A 23,160-nucleotide genomic window follows, 5' to 3' on the forward strand; every position below is an offset into this window, starting at 1 on the left:
ACCGGTAAACAGGTTGGCCATAAACCAGAAAACCCAGGCAATGCCTGGGTTTTCTGTATCCGCGGAGTAGTTTATTCCGCCGCTGGAATGGTTACGCTCACCGGTGTCATCTCCTCTTCCCGGGCGGGCACTTTGGTGTCACCGGAGATCAGTCCCAGCAGCTTTTCGACCTGCTGCCGGCTGCGTTGCAGCTCGGCCGGCGCTGCCAGTTCAATGGGGTCCTCCATCTTCAACAGACGCTCTTCCAGTAGACCGAAGGTTTCCGCTAGAGCCGCAGTCTGATGGCGATCCAGCAGCAAATCCGCCAGCCCACTGCCCTCGCCGGGCAACCATGCCACCTGCACATTGCGCAACATTGCCAGCAGTGCCTGTTTGGAATTTGCCGCCAACCCGCTCTCCACATCACTCTCGGAGCTCTCGGGAATCCGCGGCAGCACCTGATTGCGCAGCAGATCGATATGTGCCGCGCGGATTCGCTGCAGCCGCGCCACCGGGTCTCGCGCCAGGTAGGACTGCGACAGATCATTGGCGGTCACCGGCCAGCGATTGGCCAGCTGCGCCATGTCTTCGCTGATCCCCTGGGTAATAAGGCGCGTCAGTTCCCGACGCCGGTTGGAAGCCTGAGCCTTCGGCTCTTCACCGCCGCTAGACTCGCTGAACTGCTCCGCGGAGCGTTCACTGGTAGGGCCCCATAGCATAATTTCCAGGGCGTGAAAGCCGGTACTCGCCTCCTCGTGGGCGGTAAGCCGGTGCTGCTTGCGCAGATTGGTCAGGGTCAGTTCGATGGCCGTATCGTTGACAATGCCGCTGGTGGAGTAACCCGGTACCGTATCCAGATATCCAGCCTGCACCGGCCAGCTGTTCAAGGCGAGCAACAGATCCTTGCCCTGCTGCTGCAACTCCGCCGGCGCAAAGGCCACCTCGATAAATGGCATCGACGCGGAAAACTCCCGATGCGCATCCAGCCAGGCCAGCTTGGCAGACTCCAGATGATCCTCGGTGGGAGCCATCAAAAGCTGCGCCACCGCCCGCTCCAGGGCCTGAGCCGCGGCCTGGGCATCGATAATCTGCGCCTGACCCGCCTGCCAGTACTCGGCAGAATAAGCTTCGGCCGCCGCCTCATTCACTGCCTGGGCAGGTACGGGCACCGTTTCCACCTCTTCACTGGTGGGCGTGGGCTTGCGCTCACACCCGCTACCCAGCACCAGAAAACCGCTGAGCATGAGCACCAGAGACATGCTGCGGGATACTGCGTTTTTTCGCTGTTCAAACAAACCCTAAGACCCTGTGTTTACACTGCAATTTAAAGTAACGTCCGGAATAGCCGGCCCCGGCCTACCATTCCAGCGCGCTGGCAAAATCTTCCACATCGCCACGCAGGCTGATCACTTTCCACCCGCGAGCCTGCGCCTCCGCGCGCAGACGGTTATCCGGATCCACCGCAATGGGATACTCGACCTGCTGCAATAACGCCAGATCGTTAATGGAGTCACTGTAGAACCACTTTTCGCCCTCGGCGTACTGGGGGTGCGCCTCGAGCCATTGGCGCAAACGCACCACCTTGCCCTCCTGGAAGCAGGGCTCACCCGCTACCTGGCCGGTGAACTTGCCGTCAACCTCTTCCGGCTCCGTCGCCAACAGGGTATCCACCCCCAGGCGTGCAACGATCGGCTCCACCACAAAGCGGTTGGTGGCGGTAATGATCATGATGTGGTGGCCGGCGTCGCGGTGCTTCTGGATCAGGGTTTCCGCGTGCGGCAGCCAGATTTCCCCGATCACTTCCCGCATGAATTCCTGCTGCAAATTCTGCAGCTGGCCACGGGATAACTGGGCCAGCGGCTCCAGCGCGAACGAGAGGTACGCAAAAATATCCAGGGAACCCTGCTGGTAGTCCCGATAGAAGCGGTCGTTCTCGCTGCGGAACCGCTCCCCATCCACACAATCACGCGCTACCAGGAATTCACCCCAGGCGTGGTCGCTATCGCCACCAATCAGCGTGTTGTCCAGGTCAAAAATCGCCAGCTGCACAGAAATCTCCTTAGTTGACTATAGGGCACCGGTGGCGCACAGGTTGCCCTGCCGGGAAATTTTTTGCGCCGAATTCAGACCCGCTCACACCCGGGTGCGGACGGAGGTACCACTTCCGTTGGTTGCTGTCCCTTTTTCAGGGCGTGAGATTTTACCTTGCTGGCCAATACGTTACATCGACCACCTCACTGAATTGCCGTAAACCAGTCCCTGTGGAACAATGCAGGACATTATGGTGCGCTGGGGTTACTCCCCCTCGACGATTTGCGCACCGGCAAAATTGAGGACGGTATTTTGGGCGACGGCAAGCAGACACCCGCCGGGCGAAAGCACCGCCGCAGACCCGCCAGATCTTCCGCGCGCAATGACCGCCCCAACGGCGGTAAACCCCAACGCAAGGCCGCGGCGGAAACCTCTGGTACAACTTCGGGCAACGACAGCAACATCGACAGCGAGGGCTTCCGTCCCAACGTCGGTATCATTGTTCTGAATGAGCGCGGCCAGGCTCTCTGGGCGCGCCGGGTAGGCGGAAAGGACGCGTGGCAATTCCCGCAGGGGGGCATCAACCCCGGCGAATCCCCGGAGCAGGCGTTGTACCGGGAACTCTACGAAGAAGTAGGGCTGACCAGAAGTCAGGTGACCCTGCTCGGCAGCACCCGCGGCTGGCTGCGCTACCGGCTGCCGCACCGACTGGTGCGACGCCGCTCGGAGCCTCTGTGCATCGGCCAGAAGCAGAAATGGTTTCTGTTACAGCTGAATGCCGAGGAAAGCAACATCAGTTTCAATAACGGTTACAAACCGGAATTTGATCACTGGCGGTGGGTGAGTTACTGGCACCCTCTGACCAAAGTGGTGACCTTCAAGCGGGAGGTTTACCGGCGCGCCCTTACAGAGCTGGCGCCCACGCAAATACAATTGGAGAGACGCTGGCTGAAACGCGACCAGTAACCCGCACAGGCGGTGCCGCGATGAACGCCAGGCCCGCCCGGGAACGCGCCCAGCAGCGACGACGCCGGCATCGGGCCGGCACGGATTTCGGCGAGGAAAGCCATTTTGCTCGGATCACTGCGCAGTATTGTTCAGGAAGTTAACACCGCACGGGACCTGCCCTCGGCGCTGGATATCATTGTCCGGCGGGTGCGCGACGTTATGCAGACCAAGGTCTGCTCGGTATATCTGCGCGACAAGCACTCCGGCAATTATGTATTGATGGCCACCGAGGGCCTCAACCAGGACTCCGTGGGCCAGGTACATATGGCCCCCGGGGAAGGCCTGGTGGGCAATGTGGCCACCCGCGAAGAGCCGATCAACCTGGAACACGCCGAGGCCCACCCCGCGTACCAGTACTTTCCCGCCACTGGGGAGGAACGGTTTTCCGCGTTTCTCGGCACCCCCATCATCCACCACCGCAATGTCCTGGGTGTACTCGTGGTACAGCAGGCCGAGCGCCGCCGTTTCGACGAGGGTGAAGAAGCCTTTCTGGTCACCCTGTCGGCCCAGCTTGCCGGGGTCATCGCCCACGCCGAAGCCACCGGCGCCCTGGCCACCATGGGGCAGCAGCGCAATGAAGCCAAGTTCAGCGGTCTCGCCGCCTCCCCGGGCATTGCCATCGGCCGTGCACATATCGTCGCGCCGCCAGCCAACCTCGCCACAGTGCCCTTCGCCTGTTCGATGGATGTGGATGCGGAACTGGCCCTGTTCCAGCAGGCCCTGGCCGCAGCGCGCAGCGAAATCCGCGAAGTGGGCGAGCGCCTCAAGAACGACCTGAACAAAGAAGAGCGCGCCCTCTTCGACGCCTATATCAGCATGCTCGACGACAGCTCCATCGCCGTCGAGGTGTGCGAGCGCATCCGCCAGAAGCTCACCGCCAGCCGCGCCTGGGCCGAGGTCATGCTGGAACATGTGCGCCGTTTCGAAGCCATGTCCGACTCCTACTTCCGCGATCGCGCCGCCGATGTGCGCGACCTGGGTGCGCGGGTTCTGATGCACCTGCGCCAGCAGGAACAGAGCCAGCGGGATTACCCCGCCAACACCATCCTTATTGGCGAGGAGCTGACCGCATCGGTACTTGCCGACGTGCCGCGGGAAAAGCTCGCAGGCCTGGTCTCGGTAAAGGGCTCGTCCAACAGCCACGTCGCCATCCTCGCCCGCGCCATGGGTGTGCCCGCGGTAATGGGCGCACAGGAACTGCCCTGGGAGCAGGTCGATGGGGTCGACATGATCGTCGACGGTTACCGCGGCGACCTGCACCTGCAACCGGGCCCCGAGCTCCGCCGCCACTATGAAGCCATTGTCGCCGAAGAGCGCGAACTGGCGCGCAACCTCGACCACCTCGCCAAGCTGCCCGGGGAAACCGCCGACGGCCACCGGGTGCGTCTGTGGGTCAACACCGGCCTGATGGCTGATGTCGTGCGCTCCCTGGAGCGCGGCGCCGAAGGTGTCGGCCTCTATCGCACCGAAGTCCCCTTCCTGCTGCGCGACCGCTTCCCCTCGGAAGAGGAGCAGCGGGAGATTTACCGTGAACAGTTACAGGCCTTCGCCCCGCGCCCGGTGACCATGCGCACCCTGGATATCGGCGGCGACAAAGCCCTTACCTACTTCCCCATCGAGGAAACCAACCCCTTCCTCGGCTGGCGCGGCATCCGTGTCACCCTCGACCACCCCGAAATTTTTTTGGGACAAGTGCGCGCCATGATGAAAGCGAGCCTCGGGCTCGACAACCTGCGCATCATGCTGCCGATGATCACCGGCGTCAGCGAAGTGGAAGCCGCGCGCAAACTGGTCAACCGCGCCTACGACGAACTGATCGACGAAGGCTACGCCATCAAACGCCCGCCGCTGGGCATCATGATCGAAGTCCCCTCCGCGGTGTACCAGGCCCGCGAACTGGCCAAGCGCGTCGACTTCATGTCCGTGGGCAGCAACGACCTCACCCAGTACCTGCTCGCCGTCGACCGCAACAACAGCCGCGTGGCCAGTATCTACCACAGCTTCCACCCCTCGGTACTGCAGGCACTGCTGCAGGTAGTCACCGCCTGTCACGAGACCAGCACCAAGGTGGGTATTTGTGGTGAACTGGCGGGAGACCCGGGCGGCGCACTGCTACTGGTGGCCATGGGCTACGACGTCCTCTCCATGAACGCCACCAACCTGCCGCGGGTGAAAGCGGCCCTGCGGGAAGTCAACAAATCCGACCTGGACCGCTTGCTACAACAGATACTGACCATGGAAAGTCCGGAGCAGATTGAAGAAAAACTGCACGGGTATTTGCAGGATCTGGGGATTGGCGGGTTGGTGCAGCCGCAGAAGGCGGAAGCGAGTTCAGATTCGTAATTCAGTAGATTGGCACAATGCGAAATGCGCAGGTGTGGATACCGTGTATAGCCTTGCGAGACCTTCCGCGAGAGGGACCTCGCGGAAGAGCCCCCATGGATGGGTTCACGGCGTGTCTCGCAAGGCTATACACGGTAGCCGCGCCGCCACTAAACCAGTTCAGAACGAAAAACGCCGGGCAATTGCCCGGCGTTTTTGTTTGCGGAGTCGAAGACTGTGATCAGTCGTCGTTCTCTGCCTTGTACGCGTCCGCGTCCAGCAGCTTCTCCAGCTCGCTCTCGTCGCTCGGCTTGATCTTGAAGAACCAACCGTCGTCGTACGGGCTGGAGTTCACGGTTTCCGGCTCGTCTTCCAGTGCTTCGTTGATCGCAATCACCTCACCGGAAATTGGCGCATAGATATCGCTCGCCGCCTTCACCGACTCAACCACACCCGCCTCTTCACCGGCAGACACCGTCTGGCCCACTTCCGGAGTTTCAACGTAAACCACATCACCCAGCGCATCCTGGGCGTGATCGCTGATGCCTACGGTAACAGTGCCATCTTCTTCCAGGCGCGCCCACTCGTGGCTGGAAGCGTATTTCAGTTCGCTGCGAATCTCGCTCATGGGTTCTTCCCTCAGATAAGCTCAAAAAATACTGTAAACAGTCTATCCATTTGTCAGGCCAAAAGCCCAACCCCGTGCTCACACCAGCGACTTGCCGTTGCGCACAAAACTCGGTTTAACCACCCGCACCGGGATCAGCTTGTTGCGGATCTCCACCTGCGCAGAATCACCTACATTCACCGGCACCCGGGCCATCGCAACGGAAAAGCCCAATGTCGGAGAGAAAGTGCCGCTGGTGATGATACCGCGGCGATCACTGCCGTCCACCACAACCTGCTGGCCCGCACGCAGAACACCGCGCTCCTCCAGTACCAGGCCCACCAGCTTGTTTTCCACACCGGCGGCTTTTTCCTGCTCCAGCGCCTCGCGACCGATGAATTTACGATCTGCCGGTTCCCAGGCAATGGTCCAGGCCATATTGGCCTGCAGTGGGGAAGTGTCATCGTCCATTTCATGGCCGTACAGGTTCATACCCGCTTCCAGCCGCAGGGTATCCCGCGCGCCGAGACCACAGGGCGCCACACCAGCGTCCGCCAGCGCGTGCCAAAAGCCTGGTGCATCTTCATTGTTCAGCATGATTTCCAGACCGTCCTCACCGGTGTAACCGGTGCGCGCCACAAACCAGTCGCCACGGGCCACACTGTTGAACACCTTGAGACCGTCGATCGCCGCCGTCCAGTCGATACCCAGTACTTCCTTTACCTTAGCGATGGCCTCCGGGCCCTGAATCGCCACCATCGCCAGATGCGGGCGTTCGGTCAGGGTTACGTCAAAAGCCTTGGCCTGCTCGCTCATCCACGCCAGATCCTTCTCGCGAGTAGCGCAGTTCACCACAACCCGGTAGCCGGGATCGCGTAAATACACGATCAGGTCGTCCACCACGCCCCCACTCTCATTCAGCATGCCGGTATACAGCGCCTTACCCGCATTACCATCCAGCTTGGCCACGTCATTGGCCAGCAGGATGCGCAGATAATCCCGAGCACCTTCGCCATCGACATCCACCACGGTCATGTGAGAAACGTCAAACATGCCCGCGGACTTGCGCACCTTGTGGTGCTCTTCCAGCTGTGAGCCGTAGTGCAGCGGCATATCCCAGCCACCAAAGTCCACCATCTTGCCGCCCATGGCGACGTGGGCATCATAAAGCGCGGTTTTGTTTCCCATTCTGAGCTGAATCCCGTGTCGGTTATTGTCTGTCGAGCATTTGCCTGAAAGCCGCGTATTCTAACGGCCGTGTTACCGGGCTTACCAGATGCCGATACTCTGCAAAGACTAGCAGCCGCAGTGAAAAATATGCTTTGCCATGACTTATGGAGCGCAATGTCAGCCGCCGCCCGCTTTCCGCGCGCCTGTGGCCGGACCTTGTCTGGGCGGGTTATCACGCGCTCGCTATATAAATATGCGAAAAAAGAACTTTTGGCGCTAAGGGGTTTACAGTAGCTTTAACCGTCAAATGGGCCTCTCAGGCCTTCTCACCCGTTACCTACTCAATAAATACACCGCTATGGATTGGTCTGGCTGGTTTTCACTCTTTCTTGTCTTCGCCGTACTGGCCACACTGATCTTTACCCGCGTCCACGCGTATCTGGTGATGATGGCGGCGCTCACCCTGCTGAGCGTTACCGGTATTCTGTCACCCGAGGAGGCCCTGTCCGGTTTCAGCAACAGCGGCCTGATTACCGTCGCCGCCATGTTCGTGGTGGCCACCGGCATCCACGCCTCCGGTGGGATCGACATGATGGTGAAACACCTGCTGGGGCGCCCCAAAACCACCCGCTCCGCCATGATGCGGGTATTCGCGCCGGTGGTGGCCCTGTCCGGCTACCTCAACAACACGCCGGTGGTGGCCACCATGATTCCCGCCCTGAACGCCTGGGCCAAGCGAATCGATGTGCCCCCCTCCAAGCTGATGATTCCGCTCAGCTACGGCGCCATTCTCGGTGGCACCCTCACGCTTATTGGTACCAGTACCAATCTGGTGGTCAACGGCCAGTACCAGTCGATCACCGGCAATGAGGGCTTCTCTCTGTTCTCAATTGCCGCCGTGGGCCTGCCCGCGGCACTGGTTGGCATAGCATTCATGCTGATCTTTTTCCCGCGCTGGCTGCCGGATCGCCGCGAAATACAGCCGTTTGGCAATTTGCGGGAGTTCACTCTGGAAGTGGCGGTGGACAACAAAGGGCCGCTAGTGGGCCAGACCGTGGAAGACGCCGGGCTACGGGGGCTGCGTCGGGTGTATCTGGTGGAAATTGATCGGGACAACCGGGTGATTACGCCGGTGCGTTCGGAAGAAAAGCTGCGCGGCGGCGATCGTCTGGTGTTTGCCGGCGACACCGAAGCCATTTCCGACCTGCTGCGTATGCGCGGCATTGTGCCCTCGGATCACGACCACGAGGAAGCCGCGCTCAAGGGCGGCTTTGAGGAGCGCAGTCTGGTGGAGGTGGTGGTTTCGCCGCACTGCGAGGTGATCGGCAGCACCATCCGCGATGCCCAGTTCCGCAAGCGTTACGGCGCCGCGGTATTGGCGGTGGCGCGTCAGGGGGAACGTGTTTCCGGCAATCTGGGCAGCACGAAACTGAAAGCCGGTGACACATTACTGCTGGAGGCGCGCCCCGGTTTCGTGTTGCGCCAGCGCTACAGCAAGGACTTTCTGCTGATCAATGATCTGGAGGCGGAAAGCCCGCGCCATGAAAAAGGCCTCACCGCCTGGCTGATCCTGATCGCCATCGTGCTGGCAGCAGCTTCCGGTGTGGTCAGTATGCTGAATGCTTCGCTGATGGGCGCCGGCGCCATGCTGGTAGCCCGTTGTTGCTCGGTGAACCAGGCACAGAAAAGCCTCGACCTTCCGGTGCTGATCACCATCGCTGCCTCCTTCGCCCTTGGCGTTGCCCTGCAGAAAACCGGCGTGGCGGCGATGTTGGCAGAAGGCGTCATCTCTCTGTCTTCCGGCCACCCCTGGTTGATGCTGATTCTGGTATACCTGTGCGTTTCTCTGCTCACCGAGATGGTGACCAACAACGCGGCGGCCATCATCATGGTGCCGATTGTTCTGCAGATTACTGCCAGCGCCGGGCTAAACCCGGAGCCGTTTATGTTTGCAGTGATGATGGCAGCATCTGCCAGCTTTGCCACGCCACTCGGGTACCAGACCAACCTGATGGTATACGGCCCTGGTGGCTACCGTTTTTCCGATTACCTGAAGGTGGGTATCCCCATGAACCTACTGGTCGGTGCCGTGACCATCACGGTATTGCTGACCAACTGGAACCTGGTATTGGGCTGATCTTCAGAGCGGTCGATCCAGGCACAAATATTTGTGGCGCGGTGGTGCGGGCGGGGTTATAAAGTCCGCCCTGTTCAACCCGCTGTGCCTGGCACCATGCCAACTCCCCTTCCTGCGCAGCTTTTGCGGAACCGATCTGTTTGAACGCTGCATTTTCCACTGCGGAGCTACTCCCGCAGGCTGATACCGAGCGCGAACGGCGCCGTGGCCCCGATGGCGACGATCCACTGGACCGCATTGCGTCCGCTCTGCGTGAGACCGGCTATATTGTGCTGCCGGCTCCGCTGCCACCCTCTCTTTTGGGCTCCATGTTGCGGCATTTCCGCTCCATTGACCGCACACGCTTTCAGTCCGCGGGCATTGGTCGGGAACAGGAGCACCAGCTGAACCAGTTTGTACGGAGCGATGAGATTTTCTGGCTGGACCGTTCGAATCCAGCGGTGGCAGCGTATCTGAGCTGGGCGGAAACATTGCGACTGGGACTGAACCAGCGGCTGTTTCTGGGGCTGTTCGATTACGAATGTCACTACGCGCGCTACGATCGCGGGAGTTTCTACAAGAAGCACCTGGATGCGTTCAAGGGCAGCACCAACCGGGTAGTGAGTACGGTGCTCTACCTGACGCCGAACTGGCAGCCGCAGGATGGCGGTGAGCTGCAGATCTATGCGCCTGACAGTGATGAGGTGATCGAGAAGGTGGCCCCGCGTTTTGGCCAGATGGTGATTTTCCTTTCCGAGGAATTCCCCCACGAAGTCCTCACCAGCCACCGCCCCCGCTACAGCGTTACCGGCTGGTTCCGGGTGAACAACAGCCTTGGAGAGAATATTGATCCGGCCCGCTGAGCTCTGAGGCTCGATCTATTTATGTGGCGGCCCTGCTGCCGGGACAACCTTCTGAGACACGAGCTAGGCGCCCCCCCTCAACCCATCCATGGGGGCTCTTCTGCGAGGTCCCTCTCGCGGACAAAACGAAGTTTTGGACGCCGAAGGCGCCCGCAGGGTGAGGGCCTTAGCCCGAATCAACGTCTCAGAAGGTTGTCCCGGCATCAGGGCCTTCTCGGCAGCTTTCGTGAAATTAATGCACCGCCGCCACTTCCCGCACCATAGCCGCCATATTCGCCGGGCGATCAATGGGGAAATCGAGATGCAGGCGCGCGCTCACATCTTCCGCACTGATCACACCGCGCACGTGGTGGTTGTCGGTATCCACAACCAGGCAGTGACGCTGTCCACTCTGGCGCATGGCAAGCAGTACATCGCGAATTTTTGCACCCCGTAACTGGCCGAGTTTCATTTGCTGCAACTGGTTCCGGCGCTGCATTAAATCGCCCACGGTCAGGTCGCCGCGCACCTGTCCTGCCGCCACCCGCTGCATGACTCTCTGATAAGAGACGTCTTCGGCGGTGAGCAGCCCGATAAAATCTCCGCGATGATCCATCACCAGTACCCAGGCGAGATGGCCGGTGCGCAGGACCTGGGCTGCGTCCAGAGCAGAGACGGAAGCGGTGAGTACCGCGGGGTGGTGCTTTTTGAAATCGGTGACAAATTTCAGTGCCGGCGAGTCCAGGCTCAGTTCGTGAAACTCTTCCGGGAATACCAGTTTGTCCAGGTCTTGCAGGGGAGCCAAATCCAGTTTTTTCATAGTAGTACTTCTCTTTTTTCGGGCGCACGCTGCCGCTGTCGGGGCGGACAATAGAATGCGCGCTCGTAGCCCGATAATGCGTGAGGTATTGAACGCAACAAAAGCGCGGCCAACACCAGTGATTTATTGGATAAAAAGAAAATTACTACCGGACGGGTGGCCCGCGGATGGTGTGTGCAGCAGGAGCTGCTGACAAGATGGGGGATGCAAAAATTTTCGCAGGCGCGACGAGCGGACCCTCGGTGTCGAAGGTGGCCTGAGGCGCAACCGCAGCCGAATCTTTCTCAATCTGTGGCGGTTCACCATCTCGTTGCAACAGGACACGGACAACCTTATCGGCGGAATCCAGCTGTACTCCCGCCGGCTCTGCGCGGCCTTCGGCGCAGAGTAGCAAGGATTGCATCAGTATCAGCAGAATTCCGAAACGCACGCTACAGATCTCTAGATGGGCTTAACGTTTTTCTCAATCTCGTTATGCGCCCTGTCAGGTTGTTATTCAAGGGGAGTTGCGACGAACGGTTTATTTTTTTCGTTTTTTTGACACCGCATCCGTGTCGCTATCCTTCGCGGTAGAGCCTTCGGCTTGTGACACCTGCTGCTTCAGTTGGTTAACCTCGGACTTCACCTGCTGCTCGAGTTTTTCCTGTGGCCAATCGTCTTCCTGCACTTCCTGAGCAGCCTCATCCACGCGCAGGCCATGGCGCTTGGCGCGGATCCGCCACAGGCGTTTGGCTACCTGCTGGCGATCCGGGGTTTTATCCGCTTCATCGACGATTTCTTCACCCAGTAGGGTTTCGAGAATATCCTCCAGCGCCACCAACCCCTCCAGACTGCCGTACTCATCGACAACGGCACTGATCTGCACGCGACGGGACAGCATCTTTTGAAAAACCTGATAAATGGGCGCGGTCTCCGGCAGCATCAATAGATCGCGACGCAGGTTACGCAGAGTGTCTTCAAGATCACCCCGTGCGTAGGCCTGTAGTAAATCCTGCTTGAGCACAAAGCCCACCACCAGGTCGGGATCGTCCTGCTCGTATACCGGAATACGGGAAAAGCGACTCTTCTCCACTTGCTCATAGGCTTCGGCGACGGTCATGTCCTGAGACAGGGAGAACACCACGGTGCGTGGCGTCATCACCTCACGAACCGTGTGATCGCGCAGGGTGAAGAACAGGTTGTGCAGAATACTGGATTCGCGACTCTCCAGCTGGCCCTCCGCCTCGCCAATTTCCGCCATCACCGCAAACTCCTCGCGGCTGAAACCTGTCAGCGTGGTGCCGTGTGCGAGACCGCGGGTGAGCCATTCCGACAACCATACGAAGGGCTTTAGTACCATCACTAGGTAACGCAGGGTAAACGCGGTGATCGGTGCCAGCTGACGCCAGTAGACCGCGCCCAGGGTCTTGGGAATGATCTCGGAAAATACCAGAATCAGCAGGGTGAGAATCGCAGACGCGATCCCGAGATACTGATTGCCGAACACCGCAGCCGCCTGCGCCCCGGCACCAGCGGCACCGACTGTATGAGCGACGGTATTAAGTGTCAGAATGGCAGCCAGCGGGGCGTTGATGTCTGCTTTCAGCTCACTCAACAGTTTCCCGGAGGCATGCCCTTCCCGCTCCAGCAGCTGAATATAAGGGCGGGTGACACTCAGGATGACCGACTCTGCGATGGAACACAGAAAAGAAAATCCCAGAGCGACGAGGACGTAGATAATCAGTAATAGCATTGTCTGTCAGAAAGGTTGCCGGCGATGGTGAGTCGCATCATCGTTTTTTTTTGACGGCGGCGCAAAGTATCGGCTACCACCGGCCAGACAGAACACCAGTCCCAGTGCAAGCCCCGCTACAAAACCACCCACATGGGCGGCGTTGGCAATACCCCCGGGAATGAAATAATCCACCACGCCAAGCATGCACACCAGCAGCCACACCACCGATAACCAGAGCAGTGCGCCGGGCACATCACGCCACTGGGGCTGGAAGCGCTGAACCACCAATGCACAGCCGATCAGTGCATATACCACACCAGACATACCACCAAACAGGCTCTGTGGAGAGGAATAATACTGTGCGAGGTTGGCCGCGGGGGCACTGACCAGCACCAGTAAAGCAAACCACAGGGACCCGGCTCGCGCTTCCAGTGAGCGGCCGACAATCCAGATTCCCAGACTGTTGAACAGTGCATGGGGAATTGAAAAATGCACCATCGCGGGGGACCAGAGCCGCCAGTACTCACCCTGCGCCAGATGCAATCCCAGGGTGCTGCCGGGCAATTCCAGATCGCCACTCGGCTGCGGAAAAATAAGTAACGGTTCCCCCCAGCCCTGGCGCAGCATAAACCAGCCGATAAAACACAGCGCAATCAATAGCAGCGACACCGGGGTCTGCTGCAGTGGCCACTGGGGAATCACACTCACAGGGGGTCGCTGCACCGGATCTGTCGCGCCGGTGCGCTCTTCAGTGCCAGGTGCAGTATCTACTTCAGCCGCCTGCCGCCCCCCGTCATCAACCGTTTCGGTACCCGCCTGTGAATCCACCGCCGCCCCCGCCTGCGGGTACTCCGCGCCAGGGTCATGTACGTGCACAGTCACCTCTGCCAGATCAACTCCGCCTTCCTGCCAGCGTGTCAGCAACTGGCGCATGGGATCCACCAGCTGCGGTGCGAGGCTCGCTACCACCTGGGTGTTATTTTCCTCGGTGATACGCAGGGGTAATTGATGGCGGCGAATAAATTCCGCCAATGGCGACAGATCTTTGCCCAGCGGGAAATCGCAGACAGTTATCCAGTTACTCAAACGGCGCCCCTACTCGGTGAATACACATGAAAATCAGTGGCAGACTCTAACAAAAAACGCGGCTGGTGCGCCGCGTTTTCGAGATTCATCATCCGTGATTCATTCACACAGACATGGCCCGCATGATGATGCGTTTTTTCAACATTGGACTCGCATCCACCATACTCAGCCCCGTATTGCGCAGCCAGCGCCAGTGCAGGTCACCCGCGCCAAACAGCGACTTGAAGGTGCTCATTGCCTTCAGGGTGGACGCATTTTCACCGCGACGGCGGCGCTGGTAACGGGACAGTACTGACGCGTGTGCCGGAGAAATATTGCGCTCGAGCGCCCGTCCAACCTCCTCCGCCAGTACCCGGGCGTCCATCATGCCCAGGTTGACCCCCTGGCCTGCGAGGGGGTGGATGCTGTGAGCCGCATCCCCCACCAGTACCGCACCGGGGCCGTAATAGGACTCCGCGTGACGGGCACGCAGGGCAAAGGAAAAACGTTCGCCCACCGATTCAATACCGCCGAGACGGCTTTCAAACGCCTTTTCCAGGTTCAGCGCGAATGCCTTGTCATCCAGCATCACCAATTCACGGGCAAGGCTGTCATCGGCGGACCACACCACCGCACAGTGACGATCATCACCCAGCCCAGACAGCGGCAGAAACGCCAGCGGTCCGCTATCCAGGAAGCGCTGCCAGGCGGTGTTCTGATGCGATTTTTCACACCGCGCCACGCATACCAGTGCGGTCTGCTGGTACTCGACATCCCGCGTGCGAATGCGCAGCAGATCTCGTACCCGCGAGCGCACACCATCGGCACCCACCAGCAATCGGGTGGTAAGCACTGGAGCCTGTTCCTCCAGCCCTTCTACCTGCTCACGGTTCGGATCCCGTGACTGCAAATGCCAGAGACCGCAGTCGCGCCACCAGCTTTCCAGCTTGAATCCGGTGACCATGTCCACATTGGGAAGCGCATCAATGCGCTGACGCAGCGCCTGGAGAATCACGTTGTTCTCCACAATGTGCCCCAGGTTGGGTAACTTCACATCGCGGCAATCAAAGTACACCGAGCCGGTGCCCTCGGCGTCCCACACCCGCATCTGCGTATAGGGGCACTCGCGCTTGCCGGCAATCAGCGACCAGGCGCCCGTCTCCTCCAGCAGGTCGCGCGAAGCCTCGGTGAGGGCCACAACCCGGGCGTCGTAGGTATCGGGCCGCACCGGTGGTTCCACCGACGATGCTTCCAACAGCGAAATCCGCAACTGTGGATAACGCACCGCCATCAAAGCGGCCTGCGCCATACCCACCATGCCACCACCGACGATGGTTACGTCCATTCGCTGTCTGTTCATAGGCAGAAAATCTCCGGAATGAAGAGTTGTGAAGGTATCGAGTGACCGCTGCATCGGTCGTACCTGGAATCCGAACCTTTATAGTGTGCGGCGCGCCTAAGCAGTAATTCCTGCCGCCTGGCGGGCAAATGCCGTCCGCGTGGCCGGCGTCAGCGCCAGCCCCAGCAGCCCCAATTGACGCAACCCACTGGTCAACAGGTTGCGGGAGGCAAACAGCGGCGGAATCTTGTCACTGAAGCCAATAGTGAGCTGCTGGTCATGTTGACGTTCGCGCCAATAGGCCTCCAGTAAGTCTAGCTCGCCGGGACCGGTACGGACGAAATCCGGTCCTTTCTCCGCCACTGTCCGACCAATGGTACGGGCCAGACCATCGCAGTCCCGCAGTGTCAGATTAAAACCCTGCCCGGCGACGGGATGCAGGAAATGGGCGCTGTTGCCAACCAGCACTACACCGCGGCGCACCTGTTCCCGGGCCAGTGACAGGGTGAGCGGATAGCTATGGACTTTACCGGCGCGAATAATTCGACCGGCGCGCCAGCCAAAGGTCTGCTGCAGGTGCCGGATAAAATCTCTCTCCGGCAAATCTGCCAGGGATGGTTGCGCGCTTTCCTCACAGGTCCACACCAGTGCAGCACGATGCACCCCGTGCCGTTTGGGCAGCGGCAGCAGCGCCATCGGCCCAGTATCGGTAAAGCGCTCGAAAGCGATGCCGCGATGATCCCGTTGCAGGCCCACGGTCGTTACCAGCGCCTGCTGCTGATAATCCACCTTTGACGTCAAGATGCCGAGCCGGTTGCACAATGCAGAGCCGGCACCATCGGCAATCACCAGCAGGCGGGTTTGCAGGGACGATATGTTATCGGCGCGCTGAATATGCAATTTTGCGCCCGATGACAGCATCTCCACATCCGTTACCTGCGCGTTATCCAGTAGCTGCACCGAAGTCTTTTCCAGTGCCCGATACAGCAGGGGTCCAAGGACCGCATTCTCGATCACGGCCCCGAGCATTCCGTCGAAGCTCGCGGCTTTTTCCCGACGCGCATCGAGACTGGCACCAAGGCTGTGCCCACGATCCGACACCTGTACCTGGCGGATCGGCTCGGCAAATTCCTGCAGTGCCGGCCACAGCCCCAGTTGCGAAAAAATACTCAGGCTGCCCGCTGCAATGGCGGTGGCACGGGTATCAAAACTCGGCAGAGTGAGCGGTGTTTCCACCGCGGAAACGGACTGACGCTCTAGCAGGGCAACGTTCAGCTGGGGACAATGATGGGCCAGCAGCAATGCGAGACTGGCGCCGGCCATGCCGCCGCCAACAATCGCGATATCCGTATCCTGAATGGATTCCGTCACAGCAGAGCCTCCTGTACAAGATCTCCGGCGCTCATGAGATGTTCGATATCGGCAATGGTTTTCGGCGCTGCCGCAGACAATACCCTGTTGCCATCTTTGGTCAGGGCCACGTCGTCCTCGATTCGAATACCGATACCGCGGAATTTTTCCGGCACCGAGGGCGCATCTGCAGCAATATAGATTCCCGGCTCCACTGTCATGGTCATACCCGCTTCCAGCTGGCGCCACTGTCCATGCACTTTATAGTCGCCAACATCGTGTACATCCATCCCCAGCCAGTGGCCGACCCGATGCATATAGAATTGCCGATAGGCGCCCGATTCGATCAGGCCGGAAACCTCCCCCTGGAGCAGACCAAGATCTTTCAGCCCCTGCACAATAATCTCCACGCTGGCGAGGTGAGGCTGATCCCAGTCATTGCCCGGCAGACACTGGGCGATTGCCGCCAGCTGACTGGCGAGCACAATTTCATACACCGCTTTTTGCGCACCACTGAAGCGACCATTGACGGGAATCGTACGGGTAATATCGGCGGCATAGCCGCGGAACTCACAGCCCGCATCAATCAGCACCAGATCACCGCTTTTCAGTTGCGCATTATTGGCGATGTAGTGCATCACCAGTGCGTTGCCCCCACTGCCGACGATACTCGGATAGGCGGGCTGTCGCGCGCCGGCACTGGTAAAGGTATACAGTAACTCCGCTTCCAGCTCATACTCAAACATGCCCGGGCGACATACCTGCATCGCACGGCAATGCCCCTGCGCGCTGATTTCCGCAGCCCGCGCCATCAGGCGGACCTCCGCCGCACTCTTGTACAGACGTAAATCGTGTAACAGCGGATCGAGCGTCCGCATCTGCGGTGCTCCACTGCTCCCAGGGGCGCACTCAATGGCCTGTAGATACGACTGCAGGCGCCGATCCAACTGTGGAAAACGCCCCATGGTGAAACAGATGAAATCTTTCCCTTCCAGCAGGCCCGGGAGGATATCGTCGAGGTCACCAATGGGGAATGCATCGCTCAGGCCGCAATGTGCCGCAGCCCGCTCCGGCCCCAGCCGCGGGCCATCCCACATTTCTTTTTCCTCATCGCGCTCACGACAAAACAGCAGTGTTTCTCCCTGCTCGCGTCCCGGGGCCAGCACCAGCAGAGACTCCGGTTCGTCGAAACCGCTCAGGTAGAGAAAGTCGCTGTCCTGGCGAAATGGAAAATAGGTATCCCGGGAACGCAGCTGTTCGCGGGCAGACGGCACAATGGCCACACTGTTTTCCGGCATGGCATCCAGCAGGCGCTGGCGGCGACGCGCGTATTCGGCTTTAGAAATATTCATTGGTGAGCAGTAGCGCCAGGGTCAGAGATACATCAGTGCAGTGTGGGTCCGGAGGAAGAATCGCCGCCCGCGGCAGGAGCGCCGTTGCACTCCACAAATATATTCAGTGCCCCCATACGCACATACTCCTGCACCTCAAACAACTGGCGCTCCTGCTCAACATCATTCTCCATTCCCTCTGCATCCAGCTGGGCAATTTCCGCCATATCTTTCAGCGCTTCACTGCTCGTGGGCAGTAGTTCACCCGCGTACTTGCCGACACCGAAACCGTGCAGGAAACCTTCGCACCAGAGACACAGAGTCTGGCCGCGTTCGGCCAGCGCATCGCTGTCACTGAGCAGGGGCTGAAAAGAAAACTCTTTATCGGTGAAGTCCGCCAGGCTTTTTTCTACCAGTGTCTGCACGTTACTGTTCAGATCAGCGGGCACCCCGTCGAGATCGAGAAATTCCGCTGCCTCTTTCTGCCAACGGGACTTATCCGGGCGCGCGCCCGCCGCCAGTACACCGCAAATAAATCCGTGCAATTCACTGGGACCGATTCTGCCGCCGGCGGCGACGATCTGGTTTGCCAGATCATCAAACGAGATCTTAGTTACGGACTTTGCGGATCCAGCGGACATAAATACTCCAAATGCATAGACGATACGGCAGACGATATGCCGAAAATTTGAACGGCCGCCAAGAATTCGCGCTAGTCTCACGGGATAATCCGACAAGAGCAACCGAATGTGTGAATATTTCACCAAACTGGTGAAATATTGGCTAGGCAACGGCCAGCGCGAACTTGAGTACGCACAAACCGTAATAGTAGGTAATTGACCCTAAATTTCACCGGCAATATAGTAGCGGAATCCCCCGGCTAGGGAACCTCTGTCAGGTTTCTGTCAGGTTAACGGAGCGGGCGGTGCACCGAATACGCAGGAATTATGGACAAGATACAGGCGTTAGAACTCAAGCTGGATACTCTGATCCAACAGTATCAACAGCTGGCAGCCGACAACCGCGCCCTGCGCGAGCAGGAAGGCCAGTGGCAGCAGGAGCGCCAACGGCTGATAAAAAATAATGAAATTGCCCGCACACGCGTTGAAACCATGATCAATCGCCTGAAGGGCCTGAGCCAAGAAAACGCATGAGCAGTAAACCGAACCAGTCCGTCGCGGTCACGATACTCGATAAAGAGTACCGGGTAGCCTGCTCCGAAGACGAGCAGGCCGGCCTGCAGGCGTCGGCGAAACTGCTTAATGAACGCATGGCAAAAATCCGCAATGGCGGTACCGTCATCGGCGCTGAGCGTATTGCCGTGATGGCGGCACTGAATATTGCCCATGAACTGATCCAGGCCAAAGCCGGGTTGGCGCGCCAACCGGTTGAAGAGCAGATGCTCGACCGCCTGCACGAAAAAGTTCAAGCGGCACTGAGCAAATTCGACAACCTCTGAACGGCATAAATAACCAATTACGGTTGTTGCCTTCGATGCCGTTCGCAGCGGTTCGAATCACTTGAACTCCTTTCGCTTACACCTCCCTATTGCCCTTGACGATTGCAAAAAAGACCCTTTTGGCGCGAAAGTGCGTTTAGCCAAGATGGGTGCCAAGAGGTATACTGCTTACTCGCCCTGAAGTGTTGGCCAGTTGACTATGTCCTGAGCCGATAATTCTACCCTGGAGGTTCCCAGCGGATGTTGGTGTGCAAGTCCGCCATGTAGCGGAAAGCCTTATGCATTCCGGGAACCCCCACCTTGAGCCTTACGGTTCAAGGCTATGTCTTCAGCCGCATCTTCGGGGCTCCTAATTCTTGTCATACCGGCGGAGTCGGGCTTTCCGCATGGAGCATCAGCCGCCGGTGATTGCAGCGCGCCCATGTCAGACTCCGCCACATTGCTATCTGCTCTGCCCGCCAAAACACAATTGCGCAAACAGATCCGCGCCGCTCGCCGGGGGCTGACCACCAATCAGCAGCGAAGGGCCAGCCGCCGGCTCTGCCAGCGTTTGGCACGCAGCCCCGAAATGCAGCGGGCACGCCATATCGGCATCTACTGGCCAATGGATGGCGAAATCGACCCGCGCCCCCTGTTGGCCCGCTTTCCCGGCAAACATTTCTACCTGCCGGCACTACCGCGCCCCGGGCGCACCACCATGACCTTTATCCATTGGCCCGGAGCCCTTCTGCGCTACCGTAACCGCTATGGAATTCCCGAACCGGTGATCGGGGGCGGCGCCGTTCGCGCGCCACAGAAGCTGGATATGGTGCTGGTGCCGCTGGTGGCCTTCGACCCGAGCGGGGCACGGCTGGGAATGGGTGCGGGCTACTACGACCGCACCTTTGCCTTCAAACACCTGCGCCCGGGCAGCGGTCCGCAACTGGTCGGCGTGGCACATCAACTGCAGTGCGTGCCGAAGTTACCGGCAGAGAGCTGGGATATACCGCTGGCCCTGGTGGCGACGGATCAGCGTCTTTACCGCTGTCGCTGAGCAGCCCGCGGCCCAACCAACCCTTCATGCGACCAACAAGCAGATACAAAAAAGCCGGCCCCTGTTTCCAGGGGTCGGCTTTTTTGTTTGGCATAAGGCCTACGGGCGGAGCGGTCAGCGAGTGACAACTCCCTGCTGAAGGGCCGCCGGGACGTCAGCCTCTTCCTGGTCGGAAGAGAACACCTCGGTCAAGCCACTGCTGCTCAGCAGTACGCCCGCAACAAAGACAACTACTGCGAGTGTCAATGCATCGGGTTTCATGGGGACCATCCTGTAGATCTGAATTCTTGTTGTTTTCGGTATCTTCTTGTCGCGCCTGGTGATCTGCGCCACCAGTGGTGAATTGGACCATTACCATCCGGAAAGTTCCTCAAGGGCACAAAAAATCGCACCGTTGATTTCACTGTCCGAAACTGACCAGTAGGGGCCAATTACCGCTCAAAAGATACTCGATCAGTGGCCAAATAGTAACCCGTCAAGCGCTTTTTTTTGAGAGATCCCTCACAAATTACAGATTGCAAGTTCGACAGAGCCAGTTCAGTGATCTACCCGTCGCAAAAACTGGCGACAGGCGCACATTTCACCATCCCACTCAGTCCTTCTGCGCCAGGAAAAAACGATATGCTGGATTCTCCGTCTCATCCCAGAAGGGATAGTGCAGTTTGTCGAGTAACCCATCGAGCTCCGCGCGCTCGTCATCGGCCACCTCCAGCCCCACCAAAACGCGGCCATAAGCCGCCCCGTGATTGCGGTAATGGAACAGAGTGATGTTCCAGCGCCCAGCCAGCTGCTCGAGAAAATTACGCAGGGCGCCAGGGCGCTCCGGGAACTCGAAGCGGTACACCACCTCGTTATCCACACCAGGGGCGCGGCCACCCACCAGGTGGCGAATATGCAACTTGGCCATTTCATTGTCGGTAAGGTCGGTAACCCGGTAGCCGCCACTCTCCAACTGGTGCACCAACTGCGTGCGGTCCGCATCAGTGGTGACCTGCATACCGACGAAAATATGCGCCTCGCCAGAATTGGCGTAGCGATAGTTGAACTCGGTAATGGAGCGGTCACCCAGATCCCGGCAGAACTGCAGGTAACTGCCCGCTTTTTCAGGGATGGTCACCGCCAGCACGGCTTCTCGCTTCTCACCGATTTCGGTGCGCTCGCTGATATAGCGCAGGCGGTCAAAGTTGGTGTTGGCGCCACTGCACACTGTCGCCAGTGCCTGATTCTGTTCGCCGCTCTGCTCTGCGTATTTCTTCAGGCCCGCGAGACCGACGGCTCCGGCAGGCTCGGCAATGGAGCGGGTATCTTCAAAAATGTCCTTGATCGCCGCGCAGATCTCATCGGTGGTGACCGTGATCACCCCGTCGATGGTCTCCCGCAGCACCCGGTAGGTTTCCTCGCCAATCTGCGCCACCGCCACACCGTCGGCAAACAGGCCGACCTGGGGCAGACGCCCGTCGCGGTTGCCCTGATCCATGGCGAGCTTCAGGCAGGCCGCGTCTTCCGGCTCCACCGCATACACCTTGATCTCGGGGCGCACGTACTTGATATAGGCAGCCATACCCGCGGCGAGGCCACCGCCACCCACGGGGATGAACACCGCATCCAGATTGCCCGGCTGCTGGCGCAACAGCTCCATCGCCACGGTGCCCTGGCCGGCGATCACATCGGGATCGTCGTAGGGGTGGATAAACACCAGACCGCGCTCCTCCACCAGCTGTTTCGCCAGTGCCGCGGCTTCATCGAAGGTGTCTCCGTGCAGGACCACTTCCGCACCGCGCATACGCACCGCATTCACCTTGATCGCCGGCGTGGTGGAAGGCATCACGATGGTGGCGCGTACACCGAGCTGTTGCGCGCCCAGCGCCAACCCCTGAGCATGGTTGCCCGCAGAGGCTGCAATCACGCCCTTGGCGCGCTGCTCGGGAGGAAGCTGCAGGAGTTTGTTGTAAGCGCCACGAATCTTGAAGGAGAACACTGGTTGCAGGTCTTCGCGCTTCAGCAGAATACGGTTGCCAAGACGGTGAGAGAGCTGACGCATGGGCTCCAGCGGGGTTTCGATGGCGACATCGTAAATGCGCGCGTCTAAAATGCGCTTGATATAGGACTTGGGCATGGCAGAAATCGGCAGCCGATGAGTGTTTACAAGCCCGCCAGTCTAATCGCTACACAGCAGCAAAGCCACCAACGAGCCACTTTTGCGCGCAAAAATTTTCATTCGCGGGCATTTTGATGGCAAAAATTGCACAAGGACGCATATTTCCTTATGAATCAGGATCAACTCAAGCAGGCAGTCGCGCGCGCCGCCGTGGAATACATCACCCCGATGCTGGAATCCGACACCATTGTCGGCGTCGGCACCGGCTCCACCGCCAACTTCTTTATCGACTATCTGGCCGAGAAGAAAGGACTGTTCGACGGCACCGTTGCCAGCTCGGAGGCCTCCGCCGAGCGTCTCAAATCCCACGGTATCCCGGTGTATGACCTCAATGCGGTAGACACTATCCGCGTGTACGTGGACGGCGCCGACGAGACCAACCCGCTGCTGCAACTGATCAAGGGGGGCGGCGCTGCGCTCACCCGGGAAAAGATCGTTGCCGCCTGCTCCGAAGAGTTCGTGTGCATCGCCGACGACAGCAAGTGGGTAGAAGTATTGGGCAATTTTCCGTTACCGGTGGAAGTCATTCCCATGGCGCGCTCCTATGTGGCGCGGGAAATCGTCAAACTGGGGGGCGACCCGGTGTATCGCGAAGGTGTGACCACCGACAATGGCAATGTCATCCTCGACGTGCACAATATGCAGATCGCCAAACCTCTGGAGCTGGAAGACGCCATCAACAATATCACTGGTGTCGTCACCAATGGGCTGTTTGCCGCACGCCCGGCGGACGTTCTGTTGCTCGGCACAGCCGACGGCGTCAAAACGGTAAAGTCCAAGGTCTGACCCTGACCGAAAACCTGTTATTAGCGAACG

Annotated in this window: 21 protein-coding genes and 1 other RNA gene; 9 read left to right on the forward strand and 13 right to left on the reverse strand. The window is 59.3% G+C overall.

The features are described from left to right. Positions 1-71 precede the first annotated feature (71 nt). Together AAFH99_RS00300 and AAFH99_RS00305 are read right to left on the reverse strand one after the other, a co-directional pair. Complete coding sequence (locus tag AAFH99_RS00300) at positions 72-1,238, reverse strand: imelysin family protein (RefSeq protein ID WP_406828340.1); 1,167 nt, start codon at positions 1,236-1,238, stop codon at positions 72-74. A 97-nt stretch (positions 1,239-1,335) separates the two neighbouring features. Continuing rightward, positions 1,336-2,028 (reverse strand): HAD family phosphatase, encoded by a 693-nt coding sequence (locus AAFH99_RS00305; protein ID WP_043319467.1) that lies wholly within the window; start codon positions 2,026-2,028, stop codon positions 1,336-1,338. Between the two features lie 444 nt (positions 2,029-2,472). Between AAFH99_RS00305 and rppH the strand changes: the two genes are divergently transcribed. Together rppH and ptsP are read left to right on the forward strand one after the other, a co-directional pair. Continuing rightward, positions 2,473-2,976 carry an RNA pyrophosphohydrolase gene (rppH, locus tag AAFH99_RS00310; protein WP_043320442.1) on the forward strand — a complete coding sequence of 168 codons (504 nt, stop codon included), beginning with the start codon at positions 2,473-2,475 and terminating at the stop codon, positions 2,974-2,976. A 105-nt stretch (positions 2,977-3,081) separates the two neighbouring features. Then, positions 3,082-5,361: a phosphoenolpyruvate--protein phosphotransferase gene (gene ptsP, locus AAFH99_RS00315; RefSeq protein ID WP_406828341.1), complete on the forward strand. Its 2,280-nt coding sequence runs from the start codon at positions 3,082-3,084 to the stop codon at positions 5,359-5,361. A gap of 220 nt (positions 5,362-5,581) precedes the next feature. Here ptsP and gcvH read toward each other — a convergent pair whose 3' ends face one another. Continuing rightward, the gene (gene gcvH / locus AAFH99_RS00320; protein WP_043319474.1) at positions 5,582-5,968 is read right to left on the reverse strand and encodes a glycine cleavage system protein GcvH; all 387 of its coding nucleotides are present in this window, start codon (positions 5,966-5,968) and stop codon (positions 5,582-5,584) included. A gap of 78 nt (positions 5,969-6,046) precedes the next feature. Further along, the gene (gene gcvT, locus AAFH99_RS00325; protein ID WP_406828342.1) at positions 6,047-7,135 is read right to left on the reverse strand and encodes a glycine cleavage system aminomethyltransferase GcvT; all 1,089 of its coding nucleotides are present in this window, start codon (positions 7,133-7,135) and stop codon (positions 6,047-6,049) included. Positions 7,136-7,424: 289 nt separating this feature from the next. Between gcvT and AAFH99_RS00330 the strand changes: the two genes are divergently transcribed. Next, on the forward strand, positions 7,425-9,254 hold the full coding sequence (locus AAFH99_RS00330) for an SLC13 family permease (RefSeq protein WP_406828343.1): 1,830 nt from the start codon (positions 7,425-7,427) through the stop codon (positions 9,252-9,254). Between the two features lie 140 nt (positions 9,255-9,394). Beyond that, on the forward strand, positions 9,395-10,096 hold the full coding sequence (locus AAFH99_RS00335) for a 2OG-Fe(II) oxygenase (RefSeq protein ID WP_081848075.1): 702 nt from the start codon (positions 9,395-9,397) through the stop codon (positions 10,094-10,096). 232 nt (positions 10,097-10,328) lie between these two features. On the opposite strand, the gene AAFH99_RS00340 is transcribed toward AAFH99_RS00335, so the two are convergent. The 7 genes from AAFH99_RS00340 to AAFH99_RS00370 all read right to left on the reverse strand — a co-directional run bounded on the left by AAFH99_RS00340 (position 10,329) and on the right by AAFH99_RS00370 (position 18,335). Then, on the reverse strand, positions 10,329-10,895 hold the full coding sequence (locus AAFH99_RS00340) for a CBS domain-containing protein (RefSeq protein WP_051687201.1): 567 nt from the start codon (positions 10,893-10,895) through the stop codon (positions 10,329-10,331). 520 nt (positions 10,896-11,415) lie between these two features. Beyond that, positions 11,416-12,627: a hemolysin family protein gene (locus AAFH99_RS00345; protein ID WP_043319480.1), complete on the reverse strand. Its 1,212-nt coding sequence runs from the start codon at positions 12,625-12,627 to the stop codon at positions 11,416-11,418. 6 nt (positions 12,628-12,633) lie between these two features. Beyond that, positions 12,634-13,695, reverse strand: coding sequence for a rhomboid family intramembrane serine protease (locus AAFH99_RS00350; RefSeq protein WP_406828344.1), 1,062 nt, complete (start codon positions 13,693-13,695; stop codon positions 12,634-12,636). A 103-nt stretch (positions 13,696-13,798) separates the two neighbouring features. After that, complete coding sequence (locus AAFH99_RS00355; protein WP_043319484.1) at positions 13,799-15,034, reverse strand: UbiH/UbiF/VisC/COQ6 family ubiquinone biosynthesis hydroxylase; 1,236 nt, start codon at positions 15,032-15,034, stop codon at positions 13,799-13,801. A 96-nt stretch (positions 15,035-15,130) separates the two neighbouring features. Further along, positions 15,131-16,384, reverse strand: coding sequence for an FAD-dependent monooxygenase (locus tag AAFH99_RS00360; protein ID WP_406828345.1), 1,254 nt, complete (start codon positions 16,382-16,384; stop codon positions 15,131-15,133). Beyond that, on the reverse strand, positions 16,381-17,715 hold the full coding sequence (pepP, locus tag AAFH99_RS00365) for a Xaa-Pro aminopeptidase (protein ID WP_406828346.1): 1,335 nt from the start codon (positions 17,713-17,715) through the stop codon (positions 16,381-16,383). The genes AAFH99_RS00360 and pepP overlap by 4 nt, the downstream gene beginning before the upstream one ends. Before the next feature lie 32 nt (positions 17,716-17,747). Beyond that, entirely contained in the window at positions 17,748-18,335 is a 588-nt protein-coding gene (locus AAFH99_RS00370; protein WP_406828347.1) for a UPF0149 family protein, read from the reverse strand. A 306-nt stretch (positions 18,336-18,641) separates the two neighbouring features. Between AAFH99_RS00370 and AAFH99_RS00375 the strand changes: the two genes are divergently transcribed. The 4 genes from AAFH99_RS00375 to AAFH99_RS00390 all read left to right on the forward strand — a co-directional run bounded on the left by AAFH99_RS00375 (position 18,642) and on the right by AAFH99_RS00390 (position 20,186). Then, positions 18,642-18,848 (forward strand): TIGR02449 family protein, encoded by a 207-nt coding sequence (locus tag AAFH99_RS00375; protein ID WP_043319490.1) that lies wholly within the window; start codon positions 18,642-18,644, stop codon positions 18,846-18,848. Further along, a complete protein-coding gene (locus AAFH99_RS00380; RefSeq protein ID WP_043319491.1) occupies positions 18,845-19,153 on the forward strand; it encodes a cell division protein ZapA in 309 nt (102 codons plus the stop codon). The genes AAFH99_RS00375 and AAFH99_RS00380 overlap by 4 nt, the downstream gene beginning before the upstream one ends. 171 nt (positions 19,154-19,324) lie before the next feature. After that, positions 19,325-19,504, forward strand: a non-coding RNA gene (ssrS, locus tag AAFH99_RS00385) — 6S RNA. 70 nt (positions 19,505-19,574) lie between these two features. Further along, positions 19,575-20,186: a 5-formyltetrahydrofolate cyclo-ligase gene (locus AAFH99_RS00390; RefSeq protein ID WP_406828348.1), complete on the forward strand. Its 612-nt coding sequence runs from the start codon at positions 19,575-19,577 to the stop codon at positions 20,184-20,186. A gap of 114 nt (positions 20,187-20,300) precedes the next feature. Here AAFH99_RS00390 and AAFH99_RS00395 read toward each other — a convergent pair whose 3' ends face one another. Both AAFH99_RS00395 and ilvA read right to left on the reverse strand, forming a co-directional pair. Next, positions 20,301-20,447, reverse strand: a complete 147-nt coding sequence (locus tag AAFH99_RS00395) for a hypothetical protein (protein ID WP_197023877.1) — start codon at positions 20,445-20,447, stop codon at positions 20,301-20,303. A gap of 331 nt (positions 20,448-20,778) precedes the next feature. Further along, positions 20,779-22,302: a threonine ammonia-lyase, biosynthetic gene (gene ilvA / locus AAFH99_RS00400; RefSeq protein ID WP_406828349.1), complete on the reverse strand. Its 1,524-nt coding sequence runs from the start codon at positions 22,300-22,302 to the stop codon at positions 20,779-20,781. Between the two features lie 150 nt (positions 22,303-22,452). Here ilvA and rpiA point away from each other — a divergent pair, with 150 nt between their 5' ends. After that, entirely contained in the window at positions 22,453-23,130 is a 678-nt protein-coding gene (gene rpiA / locus AAFH99_RS00405; RefSeq protein ID WP_043319494.1) for a ribose-5-phosphate isomerase RpiA, read from the forward strand. The last annotated feature ends 30 nt before the right edge of the window (positions 23,131-23,160 follow it).

The sequence above is a fragment of the Microbulbifer sp. ARAS458-1 genome, assembly GCF_045348205.1.
Taxonomy (GTDB): domain Bacteria; phylum Pseudomonadota; class Gammaproteobacteria; order Pseudomonadales; family Cellvibrionaceae; genus Microbulbifer.

What these genes read in the sequence shown, in the direction of transcription:
- AAFH99_RS00300 (WP_406828340.1), bottom strand. Translation starts at nt 1,238, where the DNA reads ATGTCTCTGGTGCTCATGCTCAGCGGTTTTCTGGTGCTGGGTAGCGGG.
- gcvH (WP_043319474.1), bottom strand. Translation starts at nt 5,968, where the DNA reads ATGAGCGAGATTCGCAGCGAACTGAAATACGCTTCCAGCCACGAGTGG.
- gcvT (WP_406828342.1), bottom strand. Translation starts at nt 7,135, where the DNA reads ATGGGAAACAAAACCGCGCTTTATGATGCCCACGTCGCCATGGGCGGC.
- AAFH99_RS00330 (WP_406828343.1), top strand. Translation starts at nt 7,425, where the DNA reads ATGGGCCTCTCAGGCCTTCTCACCCGTTACCTACTCAATAAATACACC.
- AAFH99_RS00340 (WP_051687201.1), bottom strand. Translation starts at nt 10,895, where the DNA reads ATGAAAAAACTGGATTTGGCTCCCCTGCAAGACCTGGACAAACTGGTA.
- AAFH99_RS00345 (WP_043319480.1), bottom strand. Translation starts at nt 12,627, where the DNA reads ATGCTATTACTGATTATCTACGTCCTCGTCGCTCTGGGATTTTCTTTT.
- AAFH99_RS00355 (WP_043319484.1), bottom strand. Translation starts at nt 15,034, where the DNA reads ATGAACAGACAGCGAATGGACGTAACCATCGTCGGTGGTGGCATGGTG.
- pepP (WP_406828346.1), bottom strand. Translation starts at nt 17,715, where the DNA reads ATGAATATTTCTAAAGCCGAATACGCGCGTCGCCGCCAGCGCCTGCTG.
- AAFH99_RS00370 (WP_406828347.1), bottom strand. Translation starts at nt 18,335, where the DNA reads ATGTCCGCTGGATCCGCAAAGTCCGTAACTAAGATCTCGTTTGATGAT.
- AAFH99_RS00375 (WP_043319490.1), top strand. Translation starts at nt 18,642, where the DNA reads ATGGACAAGATACAGGCGTTAGAACTCAAGCTGGATACTCTGATCCAA.
- AAFH99_RS00380 (WP_043319491.1), top strand. Translation starts at nt 18,845, where the DNA reads ATGAGCAGTAAACCGAACCAGTCCGTCGCGGTCACGATACTCGATAAA.
- AAFH99_RS00390 (WP_406828348.1), top strand. Translation starts at nt 19,575, where the DNA reads ATGTCAGACTCCGCCACATTGCTATCTGCTCTGCCCGCCAAAACACAA.
- AAFH99_RS00395 (WP_197023877.1), bottom strand. Translation starts at nt 20,447, where the DNA reads ATGAAACCCGATGCATTGACACTCGCAGTAGTTGTCTTTGTTGCGGGC.
- ilvA (WP_406828349.1), bottom strand. Translation starts at nt 22,302, where the DNA reads ATGCCCAAGTCCTATATCAAGCGCATTTTAGACGCGCGCATTTACGAT.
- rpiA (WP_043319494.1), top strand. Translation starts at nt 22,453, where the DNA reads ATGAATCAGGATCAACTCAAGCAGGCAGTCGCGCGCGCCGCCGTGGAA.